Raw genomic sequence first — 25,278 nt, forward strand, 5'->3', positions numbered from 1 at the left:
GGGTGGAGCAGCCCGGTAGCTCGTCAGGCTCATAACCTGAAGGTCACAGGTTCAAATCCTGTCCCCGCAACCAAACACACCACATACACCTCACAAAACCGCAAACAGCCGGCCCGCGCACCACGCAGGCCGGCTGTTTGCGTTTAGGGACAGCAGTCGACGCCGAGGCGATAACGGTCGCCTGCGGCTCTGCCAAAGCCCTGCGTCCGACATTCCACCTGACGACCGCCGTTGCGCGTCCCCGGCAGGGGAGGGGGCACGGCAAGATGACGGCACAGGGACGTCGCGCGTCTACTCGGCCTGCGGAGCCGGCGTTCCGCTGTCGGGATTCATGCCTTCCACCGGCGGCTTGCGACGGGGACGGGGCGTCGCTGCGGGCGTGGCCGTCGTGGTGACGGTGACGCCGAGGCGGGTGGCCAGCGCGAGGGCGCGGTTCTCGGTCACCCGGAGATGGCAGAAGCCGTGGGCGCCCTCCCGGGCGTAGGTCCGGCAGAGCTGCTCGCGGTCCGAGGAGAAGGCGGCCTGCTCCGTGACGATCGGCCGAACGTCCTCGCGTCGGGCGCGCTGCGTCATCAGCTTGTAGTTCTCGCGCACCGCCTTGTCGGCGACCCCGCGGGCCGAGTCGAACTCGGCCGAGCGGGGGATCAGGCCGGCGGCGGCCGGCCCCCACAGGCCGACCGGGGCGGTGGCGCAATCCTGCGCCGAGAACGTGCATAGCGGGGTCGGGCCGAGGCTCGATACCAGCACGCCCCCTTCCGTCACGTCGAAGCGCAGCGGGCATTCGGCGGCGGCCGCCTCGTAGCGCGGCACGCCCTCGGGCTTGCCCTCGGAGGTCAGCGACACGGGCCCTCCGCCGCCGAGCGGCACCTTGCAGGATTCGGTCGGCTGCGAGACCTTGGTGCCGGGCAGCGTGATCCTGGCCGCCATCCCGGATCCCGAGCGCTCGAGCTTGAGGCTTCCGGTCAAGCCGTTGAGCATCAGCTCCTGCCCGACGACGCCGTCTTCCGAGGGCGCCTTCAACACCACCGGCCGGGCGGGCGCCGCAGGGCGCGGCGCGTCGGGCAACGGTGCCGACGGATCGTCGGGAAGCGGCGTGCCGGGGATGGGTCCCGACGGCGGGGCGGTCGGGACGCCGCGCGGCGGAACCGGAGGCTTGGCTGCGCGGCCGATCCCGAACAGCTCCTCGAAGAAGTTCTGGGCCGAGGCTTCGCCGGGCATCAGGGCCGCGAGGGCGAGGCAGGGAGCCGCGAGCAACGGGAGGACGGGTCTGCGGGTCGGACGCATCGGGTCTTTCGGGCCGGGGACGGCGGCAGGTGGCCCGCGCGATGCCGGCCTCGCACCCTGCCGGACGCTCTTCACGAAGCGTTAACACGCCTTCGATGGCGCGGGCGTGGCCGAGGGGCAACAAAATGCAGGCCGACACGACGTGCGCTTTGCGGGCCTACAGGTCGAATTCGAGCCGCCGGGATGCAATGCAGGGGCGAGCCCGCGGAGAAACCGACCGTCCGGCCGCATTCGCCGAGCCGGCGCAAGGACTTGCACGGATCGCGCATCTCGGGGCCCGGCTTCGCCTTGCGAGCCCGCATCGCCCTTCTTATATCCGGCGAGACGCGGGATTAAGCATGGGATTGGAGCCGTTCGCGGCCCTTGTTCCGGCCCCGGTTCCGTCTCCACATCTTCTCACACCACACCGCCATGGGCCGAGCTGCTTCGGGGCTCGGCGGTCTGCTTGATCGCAACCAACAAAAGGGATCCCACCATGGGTAAAGTCATCGGCATCGACCTCGGCACCACCAATTCGTGCGTCGCCGTGATGGAGGGCTCGCAGCCCAAGGTCATCGAGAACGCGGAAGGCGCCCGCACCACGCCGTCCATCGTCGCCTTCACCGACGACGGCGAGCGCCTCGTCGGCCAGCCGGCCAAGCGCCAGGCCGTCACCAATCCCGAGCGCACCTTCTTCGCCATCAAGCGCCTCGTCGGCCGCACCTACGACGATCCGATGACGCAGAAGGACAAGGGCCTCGTGCCCTACAAGATCGTCCGCGGCGACAACGGCGACGCCTGGGTCGAGGCCGACGGCAAGAAGTACTCGCCGTCCCAGATCTCGGCCTTCACCCTTCAGAAGATGAAGGAGACCGCCGAGTCGCATCTCGGCCAGCCGGTGACGCAGGCCGTCATCACGGTGCCGGCCTACTTCAACGACGCCCAGCGCCAGGCGACCAAGGACGCCGGGCGGATCGCCGGCCTCGAGGTGCTACGCATCATCAACGAGCCGACGGCGGCCGCGCTCGCCTACGGCCTCGACAAGAAGAAGGCCGGCACCATCGCGGTCTACGACCTCGGCGGCGGCACCTTCGACGTGTCGATCCTCGAGATCGGCGACGGCGTGTTCGAGGTGAAGTCGACCAACGGCGACACCTTCCTCGGCGGCGAGGACTTCGACAACCGCGTGGTCGAGTACCTGACCGCCGAGTTCAAGAAGGAGCAGGGCATCGACCTGACCAAGGACAAGCTCGCCCTCCAGCGCCTCAAGGAGGCCGCCGAGAAGGCCAAGATCGAGCTGTCCTCGGCGACCCAGACCGAGATCAACCTGCCCTACATCACCGCCGACGCCACCGGTCCGAAGCACCTCGCGCTCAAGCTCAGCCGCGCCAAGTTCGAGTCGCTGGTCGATGATCTGGTCCAGCGCACGATCGAGCCGTGCCGCAAGGCGCTCAAGGATGCCGGCGTCTCGGCCTCCGAGATCGACGAGGTCGTGCTCGTCGGCGGCATGATCCGCATGCCGAAGATCCAGGAGGTCGTGAAGTCGTTCTTCGGCAAGGAGCCGCACAAGGGCGTCAACCCGGACGAGGTCGTGGCCATCGGCGCCGCGGTCCAGGCCGGCGTGCTCCAGGGCGACGTCAAGGACGTGCTGCTGCTCGACGTGACCCCGCTCTCGCTCGGCATCGAGACGCTGGGCGGCGTGTTCACCCGGCTCATCGATCGCAACACCACGATCCCGACCAAGAAGAGCCAGACCTTCTCGACGGCCGAGGACAACCAGAACGCGGTCACCATCCGGGTCTTCCAGGGCGAGCGCGAGATGGCGGCCGACAACAAGCTGCTCGGCCAGTTCGACCTGATGGGCATTCCGCCGGCCCCGCGCGGCATGCCGCAGATCGAGGTGACCTTCGACATCGACGCCAATGGCATCGTCAACGTGACGGCCAAGGACAAGGCGACGAACAAGGAGCACCAGATCCGCATCCAGGCCTCGGGCGGCCTCTCGGACGCGGACATCGAGAAGATGGTCAAGGACGCCGAAGCGAACGCGGAGGCCGACAAGCGCCGCCGCGAGCTCGTCGAGGTGAAGAACCAGGGCGAAAGCCTGATCCACGCGACCGAGAAGTCGGTCAAGGAGTACGGCGACAAGGTCTCGGAGGCCGACAAGGGCGGCATCGAGACGGCGATGACCGCGCTCAAGACCGCGCTCGAGGGCGAGGACGTCGAGACGATCAAGGCCCGCACCACCGACCTGATGCAGGCCTCGATGAAGCTCGGCGAGGCGATGTACGCTGCGAGCCAGACCCCCGAGGGCGGTCCGGACGCCGCCGCCGGCCAGGAAGCCAAGAAGGACGACGTCATCGACGCCGACTTCTCGGAGGTCGACGAGAAGGACCAGAAGAAGCGGGCGTAAGCTCCGCGCGCAGCCTGAAGCGGGGCCGGAGCGATCCGGTCCCGTTTTCGCTTGCGGGTTCGGCTTCGGGCCGTCATTCCGGGGGCCGCTCCGGCGCCCGCGCGGAGCGGGCGGCCGCCCGGGCGCGACACGACCCTTCAAGACGCGGAAACAGCGACATCGCCGACTGCCTGGGGCAGGCGGACGGATCGTTAGGGACTATCGAGGCAAGGCATGTCGAAGCGGGACTATTACGAGATCCTGGGCGTCGCCAAGACCGCGTCGGACGGCGAGATGAAGGTCGCCTTCCGCAAGCTCGCCATGACCTACCACCCGGACAAGAATCCCGGCAACAAGGACGCCGAGATCAAGTTCAAGGAAATCAACGAGGCGTATCAGTGCCTGTCCGACGGGCAGAAGCGCGCCGCCTACGACCGCTTCGGCCACGACGCCTTCACGCAGGGCGGCGGCCAGGGCGGGCCCGGATTCGGCAACGAGTTCGGCGACTTCATGTCGGACATCTTCGACAACTTCTTCGGCGACGGCCGCAGCGGCCAGCAGCAGGCCCGCGGGCGCGGCGGCGCACCGGGACGCGAGCGCGGGGCCGACCTGCGCTTCAGCCTGGAGATCTCGCTCGAGGAGGCCTTCACGGGGAAGGCCGAGACCATCAAGATCCCGACCTCGATCACCTGCGAGACCTGCGCCGGATCGGGGGCGAAGCCCGGCTCCAAGCCGCGCACCTGCCAGACCTGCGCCGGCTACGGCCGGGTGCGGGCGGCGCAGGGGTTCTTCGCGATCGAGCGCACCTGCCCGAACTGCCACGGCCGCGGCGAGATCGTCGACGACCCCTGCACGGCCTGCGCCGGCGCCGGCCGGGTCAACCGCGAGCGCACGCTGGCGATCAACGTGCCGGCGGGCGTCGACGACGGCCTGCGCATCCGGCTCGCCGGCGAGGGCGAGAGCGGCCTGCGCGGCGGGCCGGCCGGCGACCTCTACGTATTCCTCTCGATCAAGCAGCACGCCTTCTTCCAGCGCGACGGTGCCGACCTGTTCTGCCGGGTCCCGATCTCGATGGTGACGGCGGCTCTGGCCGGCGAGATCACCGTGCCGGTGATCGACGGCTCGCAGACCCAGGTGCGGATCCCGGCCGGGACCCAGACCGCCAAGCAATTCCGCATCAAGGGCAAGGGCATGCCGGTCCTGCGCACCCGCGAGGTCGGCGACCTCTACATCCAGGTCTTCGTCGAGACGCCGCAGAACCTGACCAAGCGCCAGCGCGAGCTGCTCCAGGAGTTCGGCCAGACCGCCTCCGACGACAATCATCCGGAGGCCGCCGGCTTCTTCTCGAAGGTGCGCGATTTCCTCGGCGGCTTCGGCGGCACCGCCCGCCAGTAGCGGGAAACGCAAGATGCGGGGCCGGGCGGATCAAAACCGGCCGGCCCCGGTTGAGCCTTCGGCCGAGGTCGCTTCGATCGCCGAGGCTGGTGTGATCGCAATGCGCTAGGCACGAGCGCAACCTTGCCTGTAAGACATGTGCCGACCGCTGCGCTGACCGCCGGGATCGCGACGTCGCGATCGGACCTGAAGGAACATCGGACTTGCCGCCGCTACGTCGTTCCAGTGCGAAAGCCTCGTCCGTGAACGCGAAGGTGCGGCGCGATCCGCTGGAGGACGAGGCGCGGTTCCTCAAGTCCTGGCTCGAGCGCCCCCTCGTCACCGGCTCGGTCACCCCGTCCGGCAAGATGCTGGCCCGGACCATGGCGGCCTACGTCGATCCGGCCGTCTCCGGCCAGGTGATCGAGATCGGACCCGGCACCGGCCCCGTCACCGAGGCGCTGATCCGCCGGGGCGTCGCGCCCGAGCGGCTGGTGCTTATCGAGTTCAACCCCGATTTCTGCACCCTGCTGAAGCGCCGGTTCCCCGGCGTCACCGTGGTGCGCGGCGATGCCTACGACATTCGCGGCAGCGTCGGCGCGGTGCTGACCGGGCCGGCGGCCGCGACGGTCTCGAGCCTGCCGCTGTTCACCAAGCCGCTCGAGCAGCGCCTCGACCTGCTCAACACCGCCCACGACCTGATGCATCCCGGCGCGCCGTTCGTGCAGTTCACCTACGCCGTCGTGCCGCCGATCCCGGCGCGCTGCGCGCTGGGCAGCTACACCGCCAGCGGCTCGAACCGGGTCTGGCTCAACCTGCCGCCGGCCCGGGTCTGGGTCTACCGCCGGCCCTGATCGGCGGGGTGCCCCAATGCGAGCTGAGCGTAGGCCTCAGGTCGCATTCAGGTGCTGGTTGCTACTTCTCCTCTCAAGGCCGGTGCGCGAGCAGCCGGTCGCCCGAGAAGGAGAACCGCCGATGTCCACGACGCCGACCCGAACCCGCCTCGCCCTCGCGGCCCTCGCGCTCGCCGGCGGCCTCGCCGTCGCGGCGCCGGCCCAGGCCGCACCGTTCGCACCCGCTCCGCTTGCCGGGGCCCCCGCCGACGTGGTCCAGGCGCAGTATGGTTACGGCTACGGTCACGGCCCCCGTCATTTCGGCCACGGCCCGCGCCACTTCGGCTACGGCCCGCCGCGCCCCCGCCACTTCGGCTGGGGCGGCCCGCGCTTCGGCCATCATCACCATCATCGCGGCTACGGCTACGGCCGGGGCTACGGATACGGCCGCGGCGGCTGGTAGGCGAGACCGGGCCGGTGGTGAGAACCACCGGCCCCTTTCATGTCGCCGGGGCGATCCGCTCGAGCACAACCGGTCCCTCGGGCGGCCCCTCGGCCGGCGTCGCCCGGAGGCTGTAGGCTGCCCGCAACGCGGCCTCGGCCCGATCGGCCGCCGCCGCGTCGGCCGCGTGCACGATCCCGAGCCGTCCGCTCGCATCGCCCGGCCGGGCGAGCTGCGTGAATCCCACGCGCCCGTCGATCCCGTCCTCCGGCCGGGTCCGGCCGCCGCCGAGGCCGATCACCGCGAGCCCGATCGCGCGGGTCGCGACCCGTTCCACCGTGCCGACCGCGCGCACCTCGCGGATCTCCGGCGCGGCCGGGAGGTGCTTTGCCGGCTTCTCGATCAGATCGGCCGGGCCGCCGAGCGCCGAGACCATGCGCGAGAAGCGCTCTGCCGCCCGCCCCGAGGACAGGCTCGCCTCCAGCCGCACCGCGGCGTCGCGCGTGTCGGGTGCGAGCCCGCCGGCCACCAGCATCTCGGCCGCCAGCGCCAGCGTCACCGCGTGGAAGCGCGGCTCGCGGTGCCCGGTGAGGTAGTCGACCGCGTAGGCGATCTCCAGCCCGTTGCCGGCGGCATGCGCCAGCGGCGCGTCCATGCCGGTGATCAGCGCGACGGTGCGCAGGCCGGCGCCGTTCGCCACCGCGACGATGCTGTCGGCGAGCGCCCGCGCTTCGTCGATCCTAGCCATGAAGGCGCCGGAGCCGACCTTCACGTCCATCACGAGGCCGTCGAGCCCGGCCGCGAGCTTCTTGGCGAGGATCGAGGCGGTGATGAGATCGAGCGATTCCACCGTGCCGGTCACGTCGCGGATCGCGTAGAGCTTCCGGTCGGCCGGCGCGAGGTCCGCGGTCTGGCCGATGATGGCGCAGCCGACCTCCGAGACGACCCGGCGGAACCGGGTGAGATCGGGCGTCGCGTCGTAGCCGGGAATGCTGGCGAGCTTGTCGAGGGTGCCGCCGGTATGGCCGAGGCCGCGGCCCGAGATCATCGGCACGTAGCCGCCGCAGGCCGCGACCATCGGCGCGAGCACGAGGCTGACCGCGTCGCCGATCCCGCCGGTGGAGTGCTTGTCGAGGACGGGGCCGGGGAGGTCCCAGGCGAGCACGTGGCCGGACCGCGTCATCGCCCGCGTCAGCGCCACCCGTTCGGCCACCGACATCCCGCGCAGGAACACCGCCATGGCAAAGGCCGCCGCCTGGCCCTCGCCGACGCGCCCGTCGGTCAGGCCGGCGACGAAGCCGGCGATCTCGTCGGCGTCGAGCGCCTTCCCGTCGCGCTTGTCCCGGATGGTCTCCTGCGGGAGCCTCATGACGTCCCCTCCGGGGTCGCGGCGGCCATCAGCACGCCGAACAGGCTGCTGGCGCCGAGCCGGACCGTGGCGGGGCTCGCCCAATCCGGCCCCATGATCTTGTCGGCGAACGCGAGGTAGGCGGCGGCGTCGGCGAGCGTCCTCAGGCCGCCCGAAACCTTGAGGCCGCCGCGCCCGGCCTCGCGGATCGCGCGCAGCATGGTCTCGGCCGCCTCGGGCGTCGCCGAGACCGGGCTCTTGCCGGTCGAGGTCTTGATGAAGTCGGCGCCGGCCGCGAGCGACAGCCGGCTCGCCGCGGCGATCGCGTCCGCGGTGCGCAGTTCCCCGGTCTCGAGGATCACCTTCAGGCCGGATTTCGGGCAGGCCTCGCGCACCGCCTCGACCATTAGGCGGGCGGTCTCCGCATCGCCGCGCAGCAGCGCCCCGTAGGGCAGGACGAGGTCGATCTCGTGCGCGCCGTCCCGCAACGCCTCCGCCGTATCGTCGACCGCGCGGTCCACGTCCTCGCCGCCCGCGGGAAAGTTGATCACCGTGGCGATCCGCACCGGGCCGCCAGCCAGCACGCGCGCCGCCTGATGCACGAATTGCGGCCAGACGCAGATGGCGGCGACGCCGCCCGCGCGGGCATCCCGGCAGAGCCCGTCGATCTGCGTGGCCGTGCAGGTGTCGCCGAGATCCGTCAGGTCGAGGAGCGCGAGGGCGCGGCGCGCGACCAGGGCCGGGTCGAAGGTCGGATCGGTCATGCGGGCGGACTCTCGAAGGGGCCGAGGCTCATGGATCGCCAGCGGGCAGGCCGGCGACGAAGCTTCGGATCAGGCGGATCAGGTCGGCGGCGGCGGCGGTCGCGGCCTGCTTGGTCTCGGCATGGTGCGGGTCGCCGTCGCCGATGCCGGCGGCGCGGTTCGTCACCACCGACACGGCGGCGACGGGCAGGCCGAGGAAGCGGGCGAGGATCACCTCCGGCACCGTCGACATGCCGACGAGGTCGGCGCCGAGCCGGCCGGCCATCCGCACCTCGGCCGGGGTCTCGAAGGACGGCCCGGAGAACCAGGCGTAGACGCCCGCGGGAAGGGGGATGCCGCAGGCCGCCGCCGCGGCGTCGAGCCGGGCATTGAGGGCGGGGTCGTAGGCCCGCACCATCGGTACGAAGCGGGCGTCGCTCGGCTCGCCGATCAGCGGGTTCATCCCCGACAGGTTGAGGTGGTCGGACAGCCGCACGAGGCTGCCGGGACCGGCCTCCGGCATCAGCGAGCCGGAGGCGTTGGTGAGCAGCAGGCAGGCGGCGCCGAGCGCCTGCGCCGCGGCGATCGGGATGCGCATCGCGGCCGCGTCGCCGTGCTCGTAGGCGTGGGCCCGGCCCTCGAGCACCAGCACCGGGCGCCCGGCGATCATGCCGCGATGCAGCCGCCCGCGATGGCCGCTGACGCCGGCGCCCGGAAAGCCGGGGATGTCGGCATAGGGCAGCGAGACCGCGTCCGCGAGCGCGTCCGCGAGCCCGCCGAGCCCGGTGCCGGCGACGACGGCGCAGGCGTAGGGCCCGGCAAAGCCCGCCGCGCGCAGGGTCTCGACCGCATCAGCCACCGAGCGTCTCCGGTCCGAAGGAGGCCGGCAGCAGCGCCTCGAGCGTGAAGCTCTCCGCGACCCCGCCGGGCCCTGCGGCGTGGATCGGGGTCTCGGGGGCGGCGAACTCGCGGATGCGCTGGCGGCAGGCGCCGCAGGGCGTGACGAGGCCGCTGCCGTCGCCGAGCACCAGGATCTCGCGGATGCGCCGGCCGCCGGCCAGGATCATCGCGGCGATCGCCCCGGCCTCGGCGCAGGTGCCGACCGGGTAGGCCGCGTTCTCGACGTTGCAGCCGGCATGGATCGCGCCGTGCTCGTCGCGGAGCGCCGCGCCGACCGCGAAGCGCGAGTACGGCGCGTGCGCCCGGGCGCGGGCCGCGGCGGCGGCGTCGAACAGGGCGGCGAGGTCGAGAGGGGGGGAGCCCGGCATCCGCGATCATTGGCACCGGCCGTGCCGGGCTGTCGAGAGGGCGGGCGAGGCGGCAGGGGCGTGCGCGCCGCCGGCTTTCGCTCGCCGAGCGCGCGTTCTAGAACGCTGGGAACGATTGTCATCATCCGGGGACGACGATGCTGGGCCGTTACGAGCGCGGAGCGGGGGGCGAGGCGGTCGTCGCCTATGGCGACGGCACGATGCGGGTGGTCAAGCCCGGCGCCTTCGTGCGCTGCGCCACCACCGGCGTGCCGATCCTGCTCGACGACCTGCGCTACTGGAGCGCCGTGCGCCAGGAAGCCTACGCCACGCCCGAGGCGGTGATGGAACGGCTGCGGCAGACCGGCCGGCCGTAAGCCGCGATCAGGCGTCGCGGCGTTCCAGCAGCTCGATGCGCACGCCGTCCGGCCCGTCGATGAAGGCGATCCGCAGCCCCGGCCGCATCGCCTTGATCTCGACCAGCACCGTGACGCCGCGCGCCCGCAGGTCGGCGAGCGTCGCGTCGATGTCGGCGACGCCGAGCCCGATATGCTCGATGCCGAGATGCGGCGCCCGCGCCGGCGGCGGCAGGTCGGCCGGCGCCTGCTCAATGAAGACCGTGAGGCCGCCGAGGTCGAGCACGATCCGGCTCGTCGGCGTGCCCTCGCAGCGGACCTCCCGCGCGGCGAGCTTGTCGACGTAGAAGGCGGCCGCGGCCGCCGCGTCGGGGCTGCGCAGGTGGACGTGGTCGATGTGGAAGTCCATCGGGTCCTCGCGGGCTCAGAGGAGGGTCCGGTCGAGCCGGATGATCCGGCACGGGTCGCCCGCCCGCGCGGCCGGCGCGTGCGGCGCGCGGATCAGCAGCGCCTCGGCCCGGCCGAGCACCGCCAGCATCGACGAATCCTGGCGCGATTCCGGATGCGCCACCGGCAGCCGGTCCGGTGCGGTGTCGAGCACGGCGCGCATGTAGTCCTGGCGCCCGTCGTTGGCGTCGAGGTCGCGGCCGAGGGTGGCCGGCTCGCTGCGGTCGGCGCCGGCACGCGGATCGCCGAGCAGCGCGCGCACGGCCGGCACGACGAAGAGCAGCCCGCACACGATCGACGAGACCGGGTTTCCCGGCAGCCCGATCACCAGCATGTCCCCGAGATGCCCGTGCATCAGCGGCTTGCCGGGGCGGAGCGCCACGCGCCAGAACCCGAGCTCGAGCCCCTCCGCCGCGAGCGCGGTCTGGACAAGGTCGTGGTCGCCGACCGAGGCGCCGCCCAGCGTCACGAGAAGGTCGGCCTCGGCCGCGCGTGCCCGCGCGAAGGCCGCCTCCAATGCCGGAAGCGTGTCGCCGGCGATGCCGAGGTCGATCGCCGCGCCGCCGGCGCCGTTCACCAAGGCGGCGAGCGCCAGGGCGTTCGAGGCGACGATCTGGTCCCAGGCCGGGACCTCGCCCGGCTGCACCAGCTCGTCGCCGGTGGCGAGGATCGCGACGCGGGGCTTGCGGCGCACCGAGACCCGTCCGCGGCCGGCGGCGGCGACCAGCGCCAAGCGGCGCGCATCGAGGGTGTCACCGGCCGCCAGCAGCCCGTCGCCCTCGGAGAAGTCGAGGCCGGCCCGGCGGACGAATTTTTGGGCGGTCACCGCTTCGAGGGCGCGGATCGTCTCGCCGTCGGCCTCGGCATTCTCCTGGATCAGGATCCCGTCGGCGCCCTCGGGGACGGGCGCGCCGGTGAAGATCCGCACGGTCTCGCCGGGGCCGATCGTGCCCGAGAAGCCGTGGCCGGCGGCGCTGGTGCCGACGAGGCGCAACGCGGCCCCGGCCGTCGCGTCGGCGGCGCGCACGGCGTAGCCATCCATGGCGGAAGCCGGGAAGGGCGGTTGCGTGCGGGTGGCGACGACCGCGGCCGCCAGCGTGCGCCCGGCGGCCTCCGCGATCGCGACCTCTTCGGCCGCGACCGGCCCGGGAACGCTCGCGAGGATGCGCGCGAGCGCTTCGGCGACGGGGATCAGGCCGCTCACGCGAGCGCCCCCGGTCCCGGACGCGCTCCGGTTTTCTCCCTCCCCCCTCCGCGGGGGAGGGTGGGCCTCGCGGCACCGAAGGTCGGGAGAGGGGTGCGACCTCTCCGGATGCGGCGTTCCCCTCTCCCGACCCGCTTCGTGGGCCACCCGCCCCCGCACAGGGGGGAGGGATGAGCGCCGGGGGCCATCACGCCGCGTCCTCCGCGCGGTACGCGCCGGAGCGGCCGCCGTCCTTGGCGAGCAGGCGGATGCCCTCGATCCGCATGCCGCGGTCGGCGGCCTTCACCATGTCGTAGACCGTGAGGCAGGCGACCGAGACGGCGGTCAGCGCCTCCATCTCGACGCCGGTCGGGCCCTGCACGCGGACCTCCGCCGTGAGGCGCAGGCCCGGCAGCGCGTCGTCGATCTCGCAATCGACCCGGACCTTGGTGAGCAGGAGCGGATGGCAGAGCGGGATCAACTCGTGGGTGCGCTTGGCCGCCATGATCCCGGCGAGGCGGGCGGTGCCGACCACGTCGCCCTTCTTGGCATCGCCCTCGCGGATCAGCGCCAGGGTGGCGGACAGCATCACCACCCGCCCCTCGGCGCGGGCGGTGCGGGTGGTCGCGGGCTTGTCGCCGACGTCGACCATGTTGGCCGCGCCGGTGGCGTCGAGGTGCGTGAGGCGGGGTTCGTCCACGATCAGCCCTTCGCCTTCTTCGCGGCCTTGGGCCCGAACAGCAGGTCGTGCGTCGCCGCCGTCACGTCGTCCTGGCGCATCAGGCTCTCGCCGACGAGGACGACGTTGAGGCCGTGGCGGCCGAGCCGGGCGACGTCGGCATGGCCGCCGATGCCGCTCTCGGCCACCGCGATGCGGTCGGGCGGGATCTCGGCGCCGAGCGTGATCGCGGTCTCGAACGAGACCTCGAAGGTCTTCAGGTTGCGGTTGTTGACGCCGATCAGCGCGGTGCCGAGCGGGATCGCGCGGGCGAGCTCGGCGGCGTCGTGCACCTCGACCAGCACGTCCATGCCGAGCTCGTGCGCCGTCTCGACCAGGGCTTCCGCCTCGTCGTCGTCGAGGCAGGCCATGATCGCCAGGATGCAGTCGGCGCCCCAGGCCCGCGCCTCGTAGACCTGGTAGGGCTCGAACAGGAAGTCCTTGCGCAGCACCGGAAGCCGGCAGGCCTCGCGCGCCTGGGTGAGGTATTCGGGCCGGCCCTGGAACGAGGGCTCGTCGGTGAGCACCGAGAGGCAGGTGGCGCCCCCCTTCTCGTAGGCGGCGGCCAGCGCGGCCGGGTCGAAATCCGCCCGGATCAGGCCCTTGGACGGCGAGGCCTTCTTCACCTCGGCGATCAGCGCCGGGCGCCCTTCCGCCACGTGCGCCCGGATCGCGTCGGCGAAGCCCCGCGGCGGCGAGGCCTTGGCGGCGCGCGTCTCCAGCTTGGCGAGCGGCACCCGCAGCTTCGCCTCGGCGATCTCGCGGCGCTTGTAGGCCTCGATGCGGGCGAGCACGCTCGAGCGATCGGTCGCCGGCGGCTCGGTCGGAGGCGGCGGTTCGGCGAGGGCGTCGGTGGCCATCGGTATACCCTATCCGTTCGAGACCGCGACGAGGCGGGCCAGCGTCGCGCGGGCCGCCCCCGAATCGATCGCATCCTGCGCCCGCGCGACGCCGTCGGCGAGGGCGTGCGTCAGGCCTGCGACCACGAGCGCGGCGCCCGCATTCAGAACCGCGATGTCCCGGTAGGCGTTGCGCGTGCCCGACAGGACGTCGGCCAAGGCGCGCGCGTTGTGCTCGGGATCGCCGCCGCGCAGCGCCTCGAGGTCGTGCAGCGGCAGGCCGACGTCGCGCGGATCGACCGCGAAGGTCGAGATCCGGCCGTCCTCCAGCGCCACCACCTGGGTCGGGCCGGTGACGGTGATCTCGTCGAGCCCGTCCGAGCCGTGCACGGTCCAGACCCGGCGACTTCCGAGCTCGGCGAGGACCTGCGTCAGCGGCTCGGCCCAGGCCGCCTGCGACACGCCGAGCAGCTGGCATTCGACGCCGGCCGGGTTCGAGAGCGGCCCGAGCAGGTTGAAGATGGTGCGGACCGGCAATTCCGAGCGCACCGCCGCCACGTGCCGCATCGCGCCGTGGTGGGTCTGGGCGAACATGAAGCACAGGCCGGCCTGCGTCAGGCACCGGCTCAGGCCCGCCGGGTCGAGCCCGAGCCTGACGCCGAGCGCCGCCAGCACGTCGGCCGCGCCCGAGCGCGAGGTCGCGGCGCGGTTGCCGTGCTTGGCCACCGGCACGCCGCAGGCGGCGGTGACGATCGCGGCCAGCGTCGAGACGTTGTAGCTGCCCGAGTGGTCGCCGCCGGTGCCGACCACGTCGACGCTGCCGGCCGGCGCCGCGACCCGGACCATGCGCGCGCGCATCGCCTCGACGGCGCCGACGATCTCGTCCGGCGTCTCGCCGCGGACCTTGAGGCCGACGAGGAAGGCGCCGGCCTGCACGGGCGTGACCTCGCCCGACAGCAGGTCGTCGAACGCCGCGCGGGCTTCCGCCCGGTCGAGGGAGAACCCGGCGGCGACCTTGGCGAGATGGGGTTTGAAGGATTCCATCGGCTCGACGGGCGACGCGTTCGCGGGAATCCCGCGTCAATGCACGCCGGGACGGGCCTTGTCACGTGCCTGGTCCCGCCCGCGCGCCCGGTTCCACGCCGTCGCGATGTCAAGGAAGTTCTGCAGGATCCGCGTGCCGTGATGCGAGAGGATGCTCTCGGGGTGGAACTGCACGCCGTGCACCGGCAGGTGCGCGTGCTCCAGGCCCATGATCAGGCCGTCGGCCTCAGCGGTCACCGTCAGCGCCTCGGGGCAGCCGGCGCGGTCGACCACCAGCGAATGGTAGCGCGTCGCGTCGAAGCTGTCGTTGAGCCCGCGGAAGATGCCCTTCGCGCCGTGGCGGATGGTCGAGACCTTGCCGTGCATCGGCGCGGGCGCCCGCACCACGTCGCCGCCGAAGGCCTGGCCGATCGCCTGGAGGCCGAGGCAGACCCCGAAAATCGGGATCTCGCCCGAGAGCTCCCTGACCGCATCGAGGCAGATGCCGGCCTCGTTCGGGGTGCAGGGCCCGGGCGACAGCACCAGGGCGTCGGGGGCGCGCGCGCGAATCTCGTCGACCGTCACCTGGTCGTTGCGCACCACGTCGATCGCACCGCTGAGCGGGCCGATCAGGTGGACGAGGTTCCAGGTGAAGGAATCGTAGTTGTCGATGACGAGGACGGAGGGCGTCGGCGCGGGTTCCATGACCGACGATCTGGCCCGGCCGGCGGCGCCGGTCAAGGCGCCGGGCCCGGCGGCAGATGCTTGACGAAGATCGTCGAGCCCCCTCCGTCCGTGGGTACATAGCCTCGGGCGATGTAGAACGACCCCGCCGTCTTCGTACTTTCGAGCGTGCACACCACAATCCCCCGTTGGCAGCTTACCTTTTCCATTGCGTGGAGGAGGGCGGTGCTCACTCCGCTGTAGCGAGCCTCCGGCGCGACATAGTTGAGCAGGATCACTCTTGTCCCATCGACCATACCCACTCCCACGATGCTCCCGTCGCATTCGGCTACGAATATCGATGTATCCGATCGTGCGAGCCATACGTGCCAATGCTCGGGGGTCTTGTTCGCCGTCCAAGCCGCGATGACGGCCGCGTCGTCACCATGATCTCGCTTGCAGAGTTCAGTGATCGAGCGTTGCAGGACACGACTGCCTGCGTCCGCATCCGCTGGTGTGGCAGGGCGTACGTTCATGGCCTTACCGTCGTAGGACATCGTTACGTCTGGAACGGATCGCGAGAGATCGGTCGGCGATGGCTCTCGACTCGAACCGACGCACGATCCGTTCAGCCGCCGTCGGCCCGCGGATCAGGCCGCCACCCTCGGGCCGACCAGGGCGAATAGCGTGCCCTGCGGATCCCGCGCCTGGACGATCCAGGCGCCCCCCGGCACCGCGTGCGGGCCCTGCAGGACGGTGCCGCCGGCCGCAGCGACCCGCTCGGCCGCGGCGTCGATCGATTCGACGGCGATGTAGAACAGCCAGCACGGGGCTGCCGGCATCGGCGAGGTCATCATCCCGCCGAGGTCGACCCCGTGGCGGGCGAAGACCTGATAGGTGCCCATCGGCCCCATATCGACCGCCATGGACTTTTCCCAGCCGAACAGGCCGGCATAGAAGGCGAAGGCCGGCTCCCCGTCGCGGGCGTGCAGCTCGTGCCAGCCGAACGGGCCGGGCGTGCCCGGCGGCGGCATCGGCGGCGGCGTCCCGTCGCCGCGAAACAGCGCGAAGGTGGCGCCCTGCGGGTCGGCGGCCATGCAGAACCGGCCGACGCCCGGGATGTCGCGCGGTCCGAAGGTCACGCGCCCGCCGGCCGCCGTCACGCGCGCGGCGGAGGCGTCCACGTCGGCGACCGCGACGTATCCGAGCCAGCCCGGCCGCGCGCCGGCGGGGGGCTCGCATCCGGTCGGGGCCATCATCCCGCAGATCCGGACGTCGCCCGCCCGCGCGATGCGGTAGTCGACCCCGGGCATCCCCGCATCGACGATGCTCCAGCCTGCGACCGCGCCGTAGAAGGCTTGGGCCGACGCGATGTCGGGCGTCGTCAGCTCGTACCAGACGAAGGTGCCCGCGTGATCCGCCACGGCCTCGGCTCCCGGAACAGGCGCGTTTGTCGCATTGCGATTTGAGTTGATATCAACGTAATTCGACGGATGTCAACCGTCGTCCCCTTCGCGACCACCGCCGCCGTCCGCGAGACGTGCCTATGCCTGCATGCCCAGCGCGCGGCCCGCGCCCTCGGTCGCCGCTTCGACGACGCGCTGCGGCCGCTCGGGCTGACGAGCGGGCAGTTCTCGCTGCTGATGTCCCTCAACCGGCCCGAGCCGGCGCCGATGGCGTCGGTGGCCCGCCTGCTCGCGATGGACCGGACGACGCTCACCGCCGCCGTGAAGGTTCTGGAGCGGCGCGGCCTCGCGACGGTCGCCGTCGATCCGAAGGACCGGCGCGGCCGCCTCCTGGCCTTGACGGAGGCCGGTCGCGCCAGCCTCGCGGCCGCGGTGCCGGTCTGGCGCGAGACGCACGCGGCCGTCGATGCGGCGCTCGGCGGGGTCGATGCGGATGCCTTGCGGACCGCGTTGCGCGCGCTCGGCTGAGCCTACTGCCCGCGCTTCGCCTGGGCCGCGAAGCGCACCGCGTCCTCGGCCGCGCGGAACAGGGCGCGGGCCTTGTTCACGCATTCCTGCTGCTCGGATTGCGGATCGGAATCGTAGACGATGCCGGCGCCGGCCTGCACGTGCATGCGGCCGTCCTTCACGATCGCGGTGCGCAGGACGATGCAGGTGTCCATCTCGCCGCGCGCGCCGAAATAGCCGATGCAGCCGCCGTAGGGCCCGCGCTTCTCGCGCTCGAGCTCGTCGATGATCTCCATCGCCCGCACCTTCGGTGCCCCCGAGACCGTGCCGGCCGGGAACCCGGCCGCGAGCGCGGCCAGGGTGTCGTGCCTCGGGTCGAGGTCGCCCTCGACGTTCGAGACGATGTGCATCACGTGGCTGTAGTATTCGAGGAAGAACGAGCCGGTGACGGTGACGGTGCCGAGCCGGGCGACGCGGCCGACGTCGTTGCGGCCGAGGTCGAGCAGCATCAGGTGCTCGGAGCGCTCCTTGGGGTCGGCCAGCAGCTCGTCGGCGAGCGCGCGGTCCTCGGCCGGCGTCGCGCCGCGGCGGCGGGTGCCGGCGATCGGCCGGATCGTGACCTTGCCGTCGCGCACCCGCACGAGGATCTCGGGCGACGAGCAGACGACCTGGAACTCGCAGAAGTCGAGGTAGCACAGGAACGGCGCCGGGTTCGTGCGCCGCAGCGAGCGGTAGAGCGCGATCGCCGGCAGGGTGAACGGCGCCTCGAAGCGCTGCGACAGCACCACCTGGAACACGTCGCCGGCGGCGATGTATTCCTTCGCCTTGGCCACCATCGCGAGATAGGCCTCCGGCGAGGTGTTCGAGACCGGCTCGGGCCTCGCGACCGCGGCGAGGTCGACCCGCGCCTCGATCGGCAGCGGGCCTTCCAGCGCCTCGGCGATCCGGTCGAGGCGCGCCAGCGCCGCCTCGTAGGCGGCCTTCGCCGTCACCCCGGCCTCCGGGCGCACCGGGCAGACCACGGTGATCAGGTCGCGCACGGAATCGAACACCACCATCACCCGCGGGCGCACGAGGATGGCGTCGGGCACGTTCAGCGGGTCGGGATTGGGCTCGGGCAGCTGTTCCATGGCACGGACCATGTCGTAGCCGAGATAGCCGAACAGGCCGGCCGCCATCGGCGGAAGCTCGGAGCCCTCGCCCTCCACGATCGCGCTCTCGGCGATCAGCGCGCGCAGCGACTCGAGCGGCGCGCGCGCGTCGGCGACGAAGGCGGAGAGGTCGTCGCGGGCGAGCGCGGCGCGGCCGTCGCGGCAACGCCAGGCGAGGTCGGGATCGAGGCCGATCATCGAGTAGCGCCCGCGCACCACGCCGCCCTCGACCGATTCGAGCAGGAAGGCCGGGCCGGAATGGCGGCTGCGCAGCTTGAGGAACGCGGCGACCGGCGTCTCGAGGTCGGCCACCAGCGTCAGGTCGAGGAGGACCGGGCGACCGGCCTCGTAGGCCGCCGCGTAGGCGGCGTAGTCGGACGCGTCCGCCATCGGCCCTAGTACTCGCCGCCGATCGCGCGCCGCAGCGCCGCCTGGTTGACGCTGACGCCGGCGTTCTTCTGCACCTCGGCGATGTATTCGCCGAGCACGTCGTCGGCCAGCGCGGTGCGGAAGTTGCCCTCGATGGTCGTGTCGGCCGGGCTGCCGGCGACGAAGGCCGGCATCGTCGCGGCCTCGACCTTGTAGACCGCGCGCGCCTCGCCGGACGCGGCCGAGCCGGCCTTGCCGACGGCGGTCGCGAAGATGCGGTTGACCACGTCGACCGTCAGCGCGTCCTTGGCCTGGTTGCGGGCCAGATCGTCGCCCTCCTGCGGGTTGACGCCGATCTCGGTGCCGAGCGCCGCGAGGGTCTCGCCCTTGTCGAGCCGCTCGGCCAGAGCCTTGCCCTTGGCCTGCAGCAGGCGCGAGACCTCGGCTTCGCGCCAGCCAGCGGCGACCGCGTCGCGGACCTCGTCGAGGGGCTTGTCGTGTGCCGCGTCGATCCTGGTCACGTCGTACCAGACGTAGCCGCCGGCCTTGGTCCGCAGCGGCTCGTTGTCGCCGCCGATCTCGGCGCGCAGCAGCGCCGGCAGCGTCGTCTCGGAATCGGGGATGCCCGCCACCGTCCGGCCCGCCGGATCCTTGCCCTGCGCGTCGACGCCCGCGATCGTCACGATCGGCAGGTCGCGCTCTTTGGCGATGTCGGCGAGCGGCTTGGCGCCGGCGCGCTGGTCCTCGATCGCGTCGTGGATCTTGTCGACACCGTCGCGGGCCCGCGCCAGCGCGATCTGCCTGCGGATCTCCGGCTCGACCTCGGCCAGCGTCTTCACCGTCGCCGGCTCGATCGCGGTGACGTGGAGGAGCACCGTGCCGAAGCGGCCCTTCACCGGCTGGCTGGTGCCGTCCTTGTCGAGGCCGAAGGCGGCATCGGCCACGGCCGGATCGAACAGCTCGGCCCGCGTCAGCGTCCCCAGGGTCAGGTCCTTGCCGTCGGTGCCGCGCTCCTCCGCCACCGCGGCGAAGCTCTTGCCGTCGGCGATCGCCTTGCGTGCCGCCTCGGCGGCCGCGGCATCGGGGAACACGATCTGCTGGATCGTGCGCTTCTCGGGCGCGCCGAAGCGCACCTTCTCCTGGTCGTAGACCTTCTGCACCTCCTCGGCCGAGACGGCGTCGAGCTTGGCCATCGCCGCCGGGTCGAGCACCAGCAGGGTCGCGGCGCGGTATTCCGGGGCACGGTAGGCCGAGCGGTTGCCCTCGTAATAGGCCTTCAGCGCGTCCTCGCTCGGCGCCGCGACCTCGCCGACGGCCGAGGGCGGCAGCATCAGGTAGGCGGCCTTGCGCCGCTCGGTGGCGTACCGATGCACCGCCAGGCGCATCGCCTCCGGCACGTGCAGGTCGGCGGAGACCGCCTCGGCGAGCTGCAGCCGCGCGATGACGGCGCGCTGCTCGCGCACGAACATCGCCTCGTTCAGGCCGGCGCGCTGGAGGGTCTGGTAGAACAGCGCCGACTCGAACTGGCCTTGCGCGTTCTGGAAGCTCTTCTCGTCGTGGATCGCCCGGATCACCGAGGCGTCGGGCACCGCGAGGCCGAGATCGGAGGTCTTCTGGTCGAGCGACGCCTCGGTCACGAGCTGGGACAGCACCTGCCGGTCGACGCCGAGCGCCCGCGCCTGATCCGGGGTCAGCGTGCGCCGCATCTGCGTCTGGTAGCGCTGGAGCTGGTTCTGGTAGGCGGTGCGGACGGCCTCGGCCGTGATCGGCGTCTTGCCGACGGTGGCCACTGCGGTCGACGAGCCGCCGCGGAAGAACTCCTCAACGCCGAAGACCGCGACGCCCGCGATCAGGAACGTGAAGATCACCGTCAGCACGATCTTGCCGAGCCAGTGCTGGCTCGCGTTGCGGATGTTCTGCAGCATTCTCTTGGCTTACGCGCGCTCGGATCGCCGGGGGGATCCGGCCCTGTCGGGCGCCGCGAGGCGCCGTCCTTCGATCCGCCCGCGATAGCCTAGTCCGCACCGGCAGGCAAAGGCCGCCGCCGAGCCTACTGCGTCAGGCGGGTCATCTTCACGGCGCGGTCGAGCATCGCGCTCAGCGAAGCGTTGATTTCGTCCGCCGAACTGGCCGTGAAGAAGAAGCCCGGCGAGGCGCAGCTCTTGAGCGGGGTCGAGAGCGTCGGGCTGAATTGGTTGACCTGATTGTTCTCCCAAGCCGTATAGGTTCCGTCGTTGGTTGAGTTAATCTTAATGTAGGGTATGTAGAGGACTGAAATTGTCGCGCCGGCGTTCTTCAGCGCTGTGCAATTGGACGGGTCCATCTGGGCGGGGCTGGAGCCGTCCCACCACGCGTTGGCATAGCCGTTAAACTTCGATGGGTTTCCAGGATACGTGTACTTTCCGTTCTTCCAAAGATAGTAGTGTTGACCGTTCTGCATGCCGTCCGTGATGAGAAACACGAACGGCTTCGGGTTGCTGGTGGACGAGCCATCACCGTAAGCCGAGATGGTCGACTTCATCTGAGGCAGGGCGACCTCGAAATGCGTCCCGCCGCTCCCCGTGCCGGTGCTCGGATCGCCGTTGACGGAGAGCTGGGTGGTGTTGGTATCGAGAAGATTGGTGAACGCCATTGGCGGTTGCTTCGTGCATTCGGCCGCCGTGTTCGCCGTGGCAAGGTTGCTGGAGAGCGGAGAAAGCGTCGCCAACTGATTGATGAACGGATAGATGCCCACCCGGTACTGGTTCGGGACGATCATTTGGCTCGTGGCACGCTGAAGCAGCGAGCAAACGGCATTGTTGACAGAATCCGAACGCAATTGAATCGGTTTCGGTTTGTAATTGACTGCCAGGTTCCACCCGTTGGCTCCGGGCCAGTGGCAAGCGAACATGCATCCCTGTTTGGAATCGGTGAGCGTCGATTCGACGTTCATGCTGGCGAGCAGGTTCATGTCGCTGGCCGAGGTCGGCAGCCCCATCGATCCCGACACGTCCACCATCACGTAGAAGTCGAGGTAGCTTGCGAGGTCGGTCGACGCGGTCACCGTGTTGGCGAGGGGGGTCGTCGGCGTGCGGAAGATCCGGCCGAAGGTGTTCGTCACGGTGGCGGTGTAGGCGACCGTCGACGTCAGGGATTGGCCGTCCGGGGCCAGCTGCGGCGTCTGCAGCGTGTAGGTGGTGAACGGCACCTTCCCCGCGTTGACGTTGAAGACGTTGGCGGCCTGGGTGATGCCCGCAGCGATCGCCTTGGCGGTGAGGTTGGGCTGGCCCTGGTTGGCGGCGATGTAGGCCTTGGCCGTCGCCACGGCCGCGACCGCGGCCGCGTCCGCCGCGCCGTCGAGCTTCGTCTTGTTGGTGATCGCGACGCCGTAATCGACCCCGAGCCCGATGAGCCCGACCAGCGGGATGAGGCTGAGGCCGAAGATCATCGCGACGTTGCCACCCCGTGCCTCCGCAAAGCTCGGACGCGAGACGGCGTGCCGGTCTGCCCGGCGAAGGCGGTTCAGTAGCCAGAACATTTCGTGGCGATCCCGTCGCTGTTCGCGGTGTCGTAGTTCACGAGGGTGGCGTAGCGCGGCTGGACGTAGACCGAGCGGGCGATCTGGCTGCCTGAAAAGAACTTGGCGCCGAAGGTCGGCTTGACGGTGAATGCCACGTCGATGACGATGATCGAGCCGGGACCGTAGACCGAGCGCGGCAAGGTTCCGACGTTCGGCGCGGCGGTATTGTCGGCGGGCAGCAAAGGCGTCCCGCAGGGGCGCTGGGTGCTGCCGGACGTGCCCGTGCTCGTCCACACGACGTTGGCCGTGTAGCAGGCGCTCATATCGGCCGGGTCGTTGCAGGCGGTCGACTTCTGCGTGAAGGCGACGCTGGCGTACTTGATGGTGATGTCGTTCGACCAAAGCACGTTCTGCCGGGCCGCATCCTTCATGACGTAGGGGAACAGCACGAGCGCCGAATCGAAGCTGAAGTGAAGGTCGGTCGCGTTGACCGTGGCGATCGTGGACCCCGGCGGCGGCGGCACCTGTGAGATCATCTGGCTGATCGAGTGCGCGACGAGCTCGACCTTGCGCGTCGCGTTCACGTACGTGACCGGCTGGATGCCGCCGAGCATCAGCGCGAGCAGCGCCGGCAGGACGAGCGCGAACTCGACCGCCGACAGCCCGCGCCGGTCGTCGCGGAAGCGTTGCGTGAGGGATGGCCGACGGGGTGCCATCAGAACTTCTCGTTGCGGAATGCCGCCGTCGAGATCGCCAGGTAGCTCGTGGAGCCATCGGTGCCGAGCAGGGATGCGAAGACGCTCGGCAGGACCGAAATCGGGTAGATGACCTGCAGGTACTGATAGTCTCCAGCATTGCCGAGATCGTACTGGCCCGATCCGCTCGTCTGGGACGGCACCAGGAGGCCGCTGACGTCCGGCTTGACGAAGGCGTAGTAGCCGCTCTTCGCGCCAAAGGTCGGCTGCACTTTGTAGAGGTTCACCACGACGTTCCCGCACGACATCACGGCCGGCAGCCTGCTGCAGAGCGCGGTCTTGAACGTCGCCTGATCGATGCCATTGATCTTGGCTTTGCCGATCATCACCTACCGCGCGGCCTGGCTCGTCGCGTAATCGAGCCGCTGGTTGACGAACATCACCAGGGCGACGGCCATGACGAAGGCGATCGTCAACAGCAGCATCGGCGCGACGAGGGCGAATTCGACCGCCGTCGCTCCGCTTCTCGCCTGAAGGAATGTCCGTGGACCGCGCATGCGCCGTGATCGCATGTCAGGAATTAAGGCCGATCTAACATAAGGTAGCCGTTTTCGGCCTATCGCCCCTCCGCCTCGCCGGCATCCCCCGCGCGGGTGTCCTCGGTTCTTTCGATCCATCGCATCTCGGCATGCCGCCCGTCCCCGGAGCGGGGGCCGGGTGATCTTCGTCGCGGATCGTCTCCCGGCGCGGCCGATCCGTTTGCGCCCTCATGCGGGCTCTGGTAGCCCCGGCCCACGCGTGCGCCGGCAGGCGTTTGGGACGGCAGGGACATCGATGATGCGTTCGGGACGGCGGCCCCTGGTTGCGGGCAACTGGAAGATGAACGGCACCCGGGCCTCGATCCCCGTGGTCGACGCGGTGCGGACCGGCCTGTCCCCCGCGCTCGCCGAGACGATCGACCTGCTGATCTGCCCGCCCTCGACGCTGATCTCGGCCTGCGTCGCCGCGACCTACGATTCGTCGATCGCCATCGGCGGCCAGAACCTCCATGCCAAGCCGAGCGGCGCCTTCACCGGCTCGATCTCCGCCGAGATGCTGGCCGACCTCGGCGCGCGCTACGTCATCGTCGGACATTCCGAGCGCCGGGCCTACCATCACGAGACCGACGACGGCGTCCACGCCAAGGCCCTGGGCGCCCGGCGCGCCGGCCTGTGCGGCATCATCTGCGTCGGCGAGACCATGGAGGAGCGCGAGCAGGGCCGGGCCCTCGACATCGTCCGGGCGCAGCTCGCCATCGGCACGCCGAAGGGCGCGACCGGCGCCGACACCGTGATCGCCTACGAGCCGGTCTGGGCGATCGGCTCGGGCCGCACGCCGACGGCGCGCGAGATCGCCGAGGTCCACGCCTCCCTGCGCGAGATGCTCGACAAGCTCGTCGGCGAGGAGGCGGCCAAGATCCGCATCCTCTACGGCGGCTCGGTCAAGCCCGGCAACGCGCGCGAGCTGCTCTCGGTGGAGAACGTCGACGGCGCGCTCGTCGGCGGCGCCAGCCTCGTCGCCGAGGATTTTCTTGGAATCTGCGCCGCCTACGCCTGAGCGATCCGCGCCCGCTCAAATCTTGTAGGCCTGCCGGGCGAGCAGCCGCCAGCGGCCGCCGTCCCGGTGCCAGACCTGCATCACGCCGATGCGCACCGGCGCGGTCTTGCCGCCGGAGGTCGTCTCGCCGCTGAACACGTGCCGGGCGATGGCGTCCTCGCCGACGACCGAGACCGAGCGGTCCGACAGGACGATGCTCGGGAAGGCGGAGCGCCCGCTCGTCAGCGCGTCGACGAAGGCCGCCTTGCCCTGCACGGCGCCGCTCGAATGACCGTAGCTCAGGCCGTCGAGCACCAGCGCGTCGAGGGTGGCCGCGTCCGGCGCGAGCAGGGCCGCGGTCAGGGCGTCGACCGCCGCCTCCACCTCGGCCTCCGATCCCGCCGCGCCCGCCGGGGCGGCCCGGGCGACGGAGGCGGCGAGCGCCACGGCGAGCATGAGGCGGCGTGAGATGGGCATGGCGTCATCCTCCGGTCCGAGGCGGCCGATCCGAAGCGCCGCTCTTCGCGCCCGCCTTTGAGCACGCGGAGCGATCGTCCGGGGAGCCGGGCGGCTGACATCGGCGCGCCGATCGTCACGTTTGGCGCCCGCACGCTTGTGGTGTATGCCCCCGGCAGATTTGTAGCCGGTGCGATGCAGCTCCGGCCGTCGTGTCCCGCTCCCCGTCCCAGCGAGCGGCTCCCGGGACCGGCGCGCGCAAGAACGATTCCGGAATTCCGATGCAGACCGTCCTGATCGTCGTCCATCTCATCATCGTGCTGTCGCTGATCGGCGTGGTGCTGCTGCAGCGGTCCGAAGGCGGCCTCGGCCTCGGCGCCGGCAGCAGCGGCGGCGGCGTCTCGGGCTTCATGACCGGGCGCGGCCAGGCCAACGCGCTGACGCGGGCCACCGCGATCCTCGCCGCCCTGTTCTTCGTCACCAGCCTGACGCTGGCGGTGATGTCGCACCGCTCCGCCGCGCCGAAATCGATCCTCGACGGCGCCAACGGCACGACGCAGCCGGCCGGCCAGCCCGCGGGCGCCGACAACCTGCTCGACACGTTGCGCCGGCAGAACAACGCCCCGGCCGCGGGCACCCCGGCGGCGCCCGCCGCGCCGGCGGCCCCGGCCCCGACTCCGGCCCAGCCGGCCGTTCCGGACGCGCCCCAGTCGCGTTGAACGCCGCGATCGAATCGGAACGACGCAGCC

The 25,278-nt window shown here is 71.2% G+C and carries 28 protein-coding genes; 8 read left to right on the forward strand and 20 right to left on the reverse strand.

Annotated features, from left to right (window positions below; translation table 11 throughout):
• Window positions 1-291 precede the first annotated feature (291 nt).
• The gene (locus MKK64_RS22735) at window positions 292-1,284 is read right to left on the reverse strand and encodes a hypothetical protein (protein WP_243937622.1); all 993 of its coding nucleotides are present in this window, start codon (window positions 1,282-1,284) and stop codon (window positions 292-294) included.
• Window positions 1,285-1,759: 475 nt separating this feature from the next.
• Between MKK64_RS22735 and dnaK the strand changes: the two genes are divergently transcribed.
• From dnaK to MKK64_RS22755, 4 genes are all read left to right on the forward strand, one after another.
• Entirely contained in the window at window positions 1,760-3,676 is a 1,917-nt protein-coding gene (gene dnaK / locus MKK64_RS22740) for a molecular chaperone DnaK (RefSeq protein ID WP_147728273.1), read from the forward strand.
• A gap of 213 nt (window positions 3,677-3,889) precedes the next feature.
• Window positions 3,890-5,050: a molecular chaperone DnaJ gene (dnaJ, locus tag MKK64_RS22745; RefSeq protein ID WP_243937624.1), complete on the forward strand. Its 1,161-nt coding sequence runs from the start codon at window positions 3,890-3,892 to the stop codon at window positions 5,048-5,050.
• Window positions 5,051-5,253: 203 nt separating this feature from the next.
• Window positions 5,254-5,883 (forward strand): class I SAM-dependent methyltransferase, encoded by a 630-nt coding sequence (locus tag MKK64_RS22750; protein WP_147728271.1) that lies wholly within the window; start codon window positions 5,254-5,256, stop codon window positions 5,881-5,883.
• 121 nt (window positions 5,884-6,004) lie between these two features.
• Window positions 6,005-6,325, forward strand: coding sequence for a hypothetical protein (locus MKK64_RS22755; RefSeq protein WP_243937626.1), 321 nt, complete (start codon window positions 6,005-6,007; stop codon window positions 6,323-6,325).
• Between the two features lie 37 nt (window positions 6,326-6,362).
• Here the strand turns inward: MKK64_RS22755 and deoA are convergent, their stop codons facing one another.
• Genes deoA through cdd form a run of 4 tightly spaced genes read right to left on the reverse strand, consistent with a single transcriptional unit; the run spans window position 6,363 to window position 9,663 of the window.
• Window positions 6,363-7,673: a thymidine phosphorylase gene (gene deoA, locus MKK64_RS22760; RefSeq protein ID WP_243937628.1), complete on the reverse strand. Its 1,311-nt coding sequence runs from the start codon at window positions 7,671-7,673 to the stop codon at window positions 6,363-6,365.
• Entirely contained in the window at window positions 7,670-8,416 is a 747-nt protein-coding gene (gene deoC, locus MKK64_RS22765) for a deoxyribose-phosphate aldolase (RefSeq protein ID WP_243937629.1), read from the reverse strand. Before deoC ends, deoA begins: the two co-directional genes overlap by 4 nt.
• A 28-nt stretch (window positions 8,417-8,444) precedes the next feature.
• Entirely contained in the window at window positions 8,445-9,254 is an 810-nt protein-coding gene (locus MKK64_RS22770) for a purine-nucleoside phosphorylase (protein ID WP_243937631.1), read from the reverse strand.
• Complete coding sequence (gene cdd / locus MKK64_RS22775) at window positions 9,247-9,663, reverse strand: cytidine deaminase (RefSeq protein ID WP_243937633.1); 417 nt, start codon at window positions 9,661-9,663, stop codon at window positions 9,247-9,249. The genes MKK64_RS22770 and cdd overlap by 8 nt, the downstream gene beginning before the upstream one ends.
• 137 nt (window positions 9,664-9,800) lie before the next feature.
• Between cdd and MKK64_RS22780 the strand changes: the two genes are divergently transcribed.
• Window positions 9,801-10,019: a DUF2093 domain-containing protein gene (locus MKK64_RS22780; RefSeq protein WP_147728475.1), complete on the forward strand. Its 219-nt coding sequence runs from the start codon at window positions 9,801-9,803 to the stop codon at window positions 10,017-10,019.
• Between the two features lie 7 nt (window positions 10,020-10,026).
• Here MKK64_RS22780 and MKK64_RS22785 read toward each other — a convergent pair whose 3' ends face one another.
• The 8 genes from MKK64_RS22785 to MKK64_RS22820 form a co-directional block, all read right to left on the reverse strand.
• Entirely contained in the window at window positions 10,027-10,407 is a 381-nt protein-coding gene (locus MKK64_RS22785; RefSeq protein ID WP_243937641.1) for a VOC family protein, read from the reverse strand.
• A gap of 15 nt (window positions 10,408-10,422) precedes the next feature.
• The gene (glp, locus tag MKK64_RS22790) at window positions 10,423-11,649 is read right to left on the reverse strand and encodes a gephyrin-like molybdotransferase Glp (RefSeq protein ID WP_243937643.1); all 1,227 of its coding nucleotides are present in this window, start codon (window positions 11,647-11,649) and stop codon (window positions 10,423-10,425) included.
• Between the two features lie 187 nt (window positions 11,650-11,836).
• A complete protein-coding gene (gene moaC / locus MKK64_RS22795; protein ID WP_313898934.1) occupies window positions 11,837-12,328 on the reverse strand; it encodes a cyclic pyranopterin monophosphate synthase MoaC in 492 nt (163 codons plus the stop codon).
• A 2-nt stretch (window positions 12,329-12,330) separates the two neighbouring features.
• On the reverse strand, window positions 12,331-13,206 hold the full coding sequence (gene trpC, locus MKK64_RS22800; RefSeq protein ID WP_147729089.1) for an indole-3-glycerol phosphate synthase TrpC: 876 nt from the start codon (window positions 13,204-13,206) through the stop codon (window positions 12,331-12,333).
• Between the two features lie 9 nt (window positions 13,207-13,215).
• Entirely contained in the window at window positions 13,216-14,229 is a 1,014-nt protein-coding gene (gene trpD / locus MKK64_RS22805) for an anthranilate phosphoribosyltransferase (RefSeq protein WP_147729088.1), read from the reverse strand.
• A gap of 36 nt (window positions 14,230-14,265) precedes the next feature.
• Window positions 14,266-14,913 (reverse strand): anthranilate synthase component II, encoded by a 648-nt coding sequence (locus tag MKK64_RS22810; protein ID WP_147729087.1) that lies wholly within the window; start codon window positions 14,911-14,913, stop codon window positions 14,266-14,268.
• Between the two features lie 32 nt (window positions 14,914-14,945).
• Window positions 14,946-15,428 carry a GNAT family N-acetyltransferase gene (locus tag MKK64_RS22815; RefSeq protein WP_243937645.1) on the reverse strand — a complete coding sequence of 161 codons (483 nt, stop codon included), beginning with the start codon at window positions 15,426-15,428 and terminating at the stop codon, window positions 14,946-14,948.
• A 93-nt stretch (window positions 15,429-15,521) separates the two neighbouring features.
• Window positions 15,522-16,295: a VOC family protein gene (locus MKK64_RS22820; RefSeq protein ID WP_243937647.1), complete on the reverse strand. Its 774-nt coding sequence runs from the start codon at window positions 16,293-16,295 to the stop codon at window positions 15,522-15,524.
• Between the two features lie 69 nt (window positions 16,296-16,364).
• Here MKK64_RS22820 and MKK64_RS22825 point away from each other — a divergent pair, with 69 nt between their 5' ends.
• Window positions 16,365-16,805, forward strand: coding sequence for a MarR family winged helix-turn-helix transcriptional regulator (locus tag MKK64_RS22825; RefSeq protein ID WP_243937649.1), 441 nt, complete (start codon window positions 16,365-16,367; stop codon window positions 16,803-16,805).
• 2 nt (window positions 16,806-16,807) lie between these two features.
• Here the strand turns inward: MKK64_RS22825 and trpE are convergent, their stop codons facing one another.
• The 6 genes from trpE to MKK64_RS22855 all read right to left on the reverse strand — a co-directional run bounded on the left by trpE (window position 16,808) and on the right by MKK64_RS22855 (window position 23,055).
• Complete coding sequence (trpE, locus tag MKK64_RS22830) at window positions 16,808-18,325, reverse strand: anthranilate synthase component I (protein ID WP_243937651.1); 1,518 nt, start codon at window positions 18,323-18,325, stop codon at window positions 16,808-16,810.
• Window positions 18,326-18,330: 5 nt separating this feature from the next.
• Window positions 18,331-20,229 carry a peptidylprolyl isomerase gene (locus MKK64_RS22835; protein WP_243937653.1) on the reverse strand — a complete coding sequence of 633 codons (1,899 nt, stop codon included), beginning with the start codon at window positions 20,227-20,229 and terminating at the stop codon, window positions 18,331-18,333.
• Between the two features lie 125 nt (window positions 20,230-20,354).
• Window positions 20,355-21,821, reverse strand: coding sequence for a TadE/TadG family type IV pilus assembly protein (locus MKK64_RS22840; RefSeq protein ID WP_243937660.1), 1,467 nt, complete (start codon window positions 21,819-21,821; stop codon window positions 20,355-20,357).
• Window positions 21,806-22,519 carry a TadE/TadG family type IV pilus assembly protein gene (locus MKK64_RS22845; RefSeq protein WP_243937661.1) on the reverse strand — a complete coding sequence of 238 codons (714 nt, stop codon included), beginning with the start codon at window positions 22,517-22,519 and terminating at the stop codon, window positions 21,806-21,808. The genes MKK64_RS22840 and MKK64_RS22845 overlap by 16 nt, the downstream gene beginning before the upstream one ends.
• Window positions 22,519-22,884 carry a pilus assembly protein gene (locus tag MKK64_RS22850; protein WP_243937663.1) on the reverse strand — a complete coding sequence of 122 codons (366 nt, stop codon included), beginning with the start codon at window positions 22,882-22,884 and terminating at the stop codon, window positions 22,519-22,521. The genes MKK64_RS22845 and MKK64_RS22850 overlap by 1 nt, the downstream gene beginning before the upstream one ends.
• Before the next feature lie 3 nt (window positions 22,885-22,887).
• Window positions 22,888-23,055 (reverse strand): TadE/TadG family type IV pilus assembly protein, encoded by a 168-nt coding sequence (locus MKK64_RS22855; RefSeq protein WP_243937665.1) that lies wholly within the window; start codon window positions 23,053-23,055, stop codon window positions 22,888-22,890.
• A 277-nt stretch (window positions 23,056-23,332) separates the two neighbouring features.
• On the opposite strand from MKK64_RS22855, the gene tpiA reads away from it, so the two are divergent.
• Window positions 23,333-24,094: a triose-phosphate isomerase gene (tpiA, locus tag MKK64_RS22860; RefSeq protein ID WP_147728023.1), complete on the forward strand. Its 762-nt coding sequence runs from the start codon at window positions 23,333-23,335 to the stop codon at window positions 24,092-24,094.
• A gap of 15 nt (window positions 24,095-24,109) precedes the next feature.
• Here tpiA and MKK64_RS22865 read toward each other — a convergent pair whose 3' ends face one another.
• Entirely contained in the window at window positions 24,110-24,550 is a 441-nt protein-coding gene (locus MKK64_RS22865; RefSeq protein WP_243937667.1) for a nuclear transport factor 2 family protein, read from the reverse strand.
• A gap of 260 nt (window positions 24,551-24,810) precedes the next feature.
• On the opposite strand from MKK64_RS22865, the gene secG reads away from it, so the two are divergent.
• A complete protein-coding gene (secG, locus tag MKK64_RS22870) occupies window positions 24,811-25,248 on the forward strand; it encodes a preprotein translocase subunit SecG (protein ID WP_243937669.1) in 438 nt (145 codons plus the stop codon).
• Window positions 25,249-25,278: the final 30 nt, after the last annotated feature.

This window comes from Methylobacterium sp. E-025 (assembly GCF_022829705.1).
Taxonomy (GTDB): domain Bacteria; phylum Pseudomonadota; class Alphaproteobacteria; order Rhizobiales; family Beijerinckiaceae; genus Methylobacterium.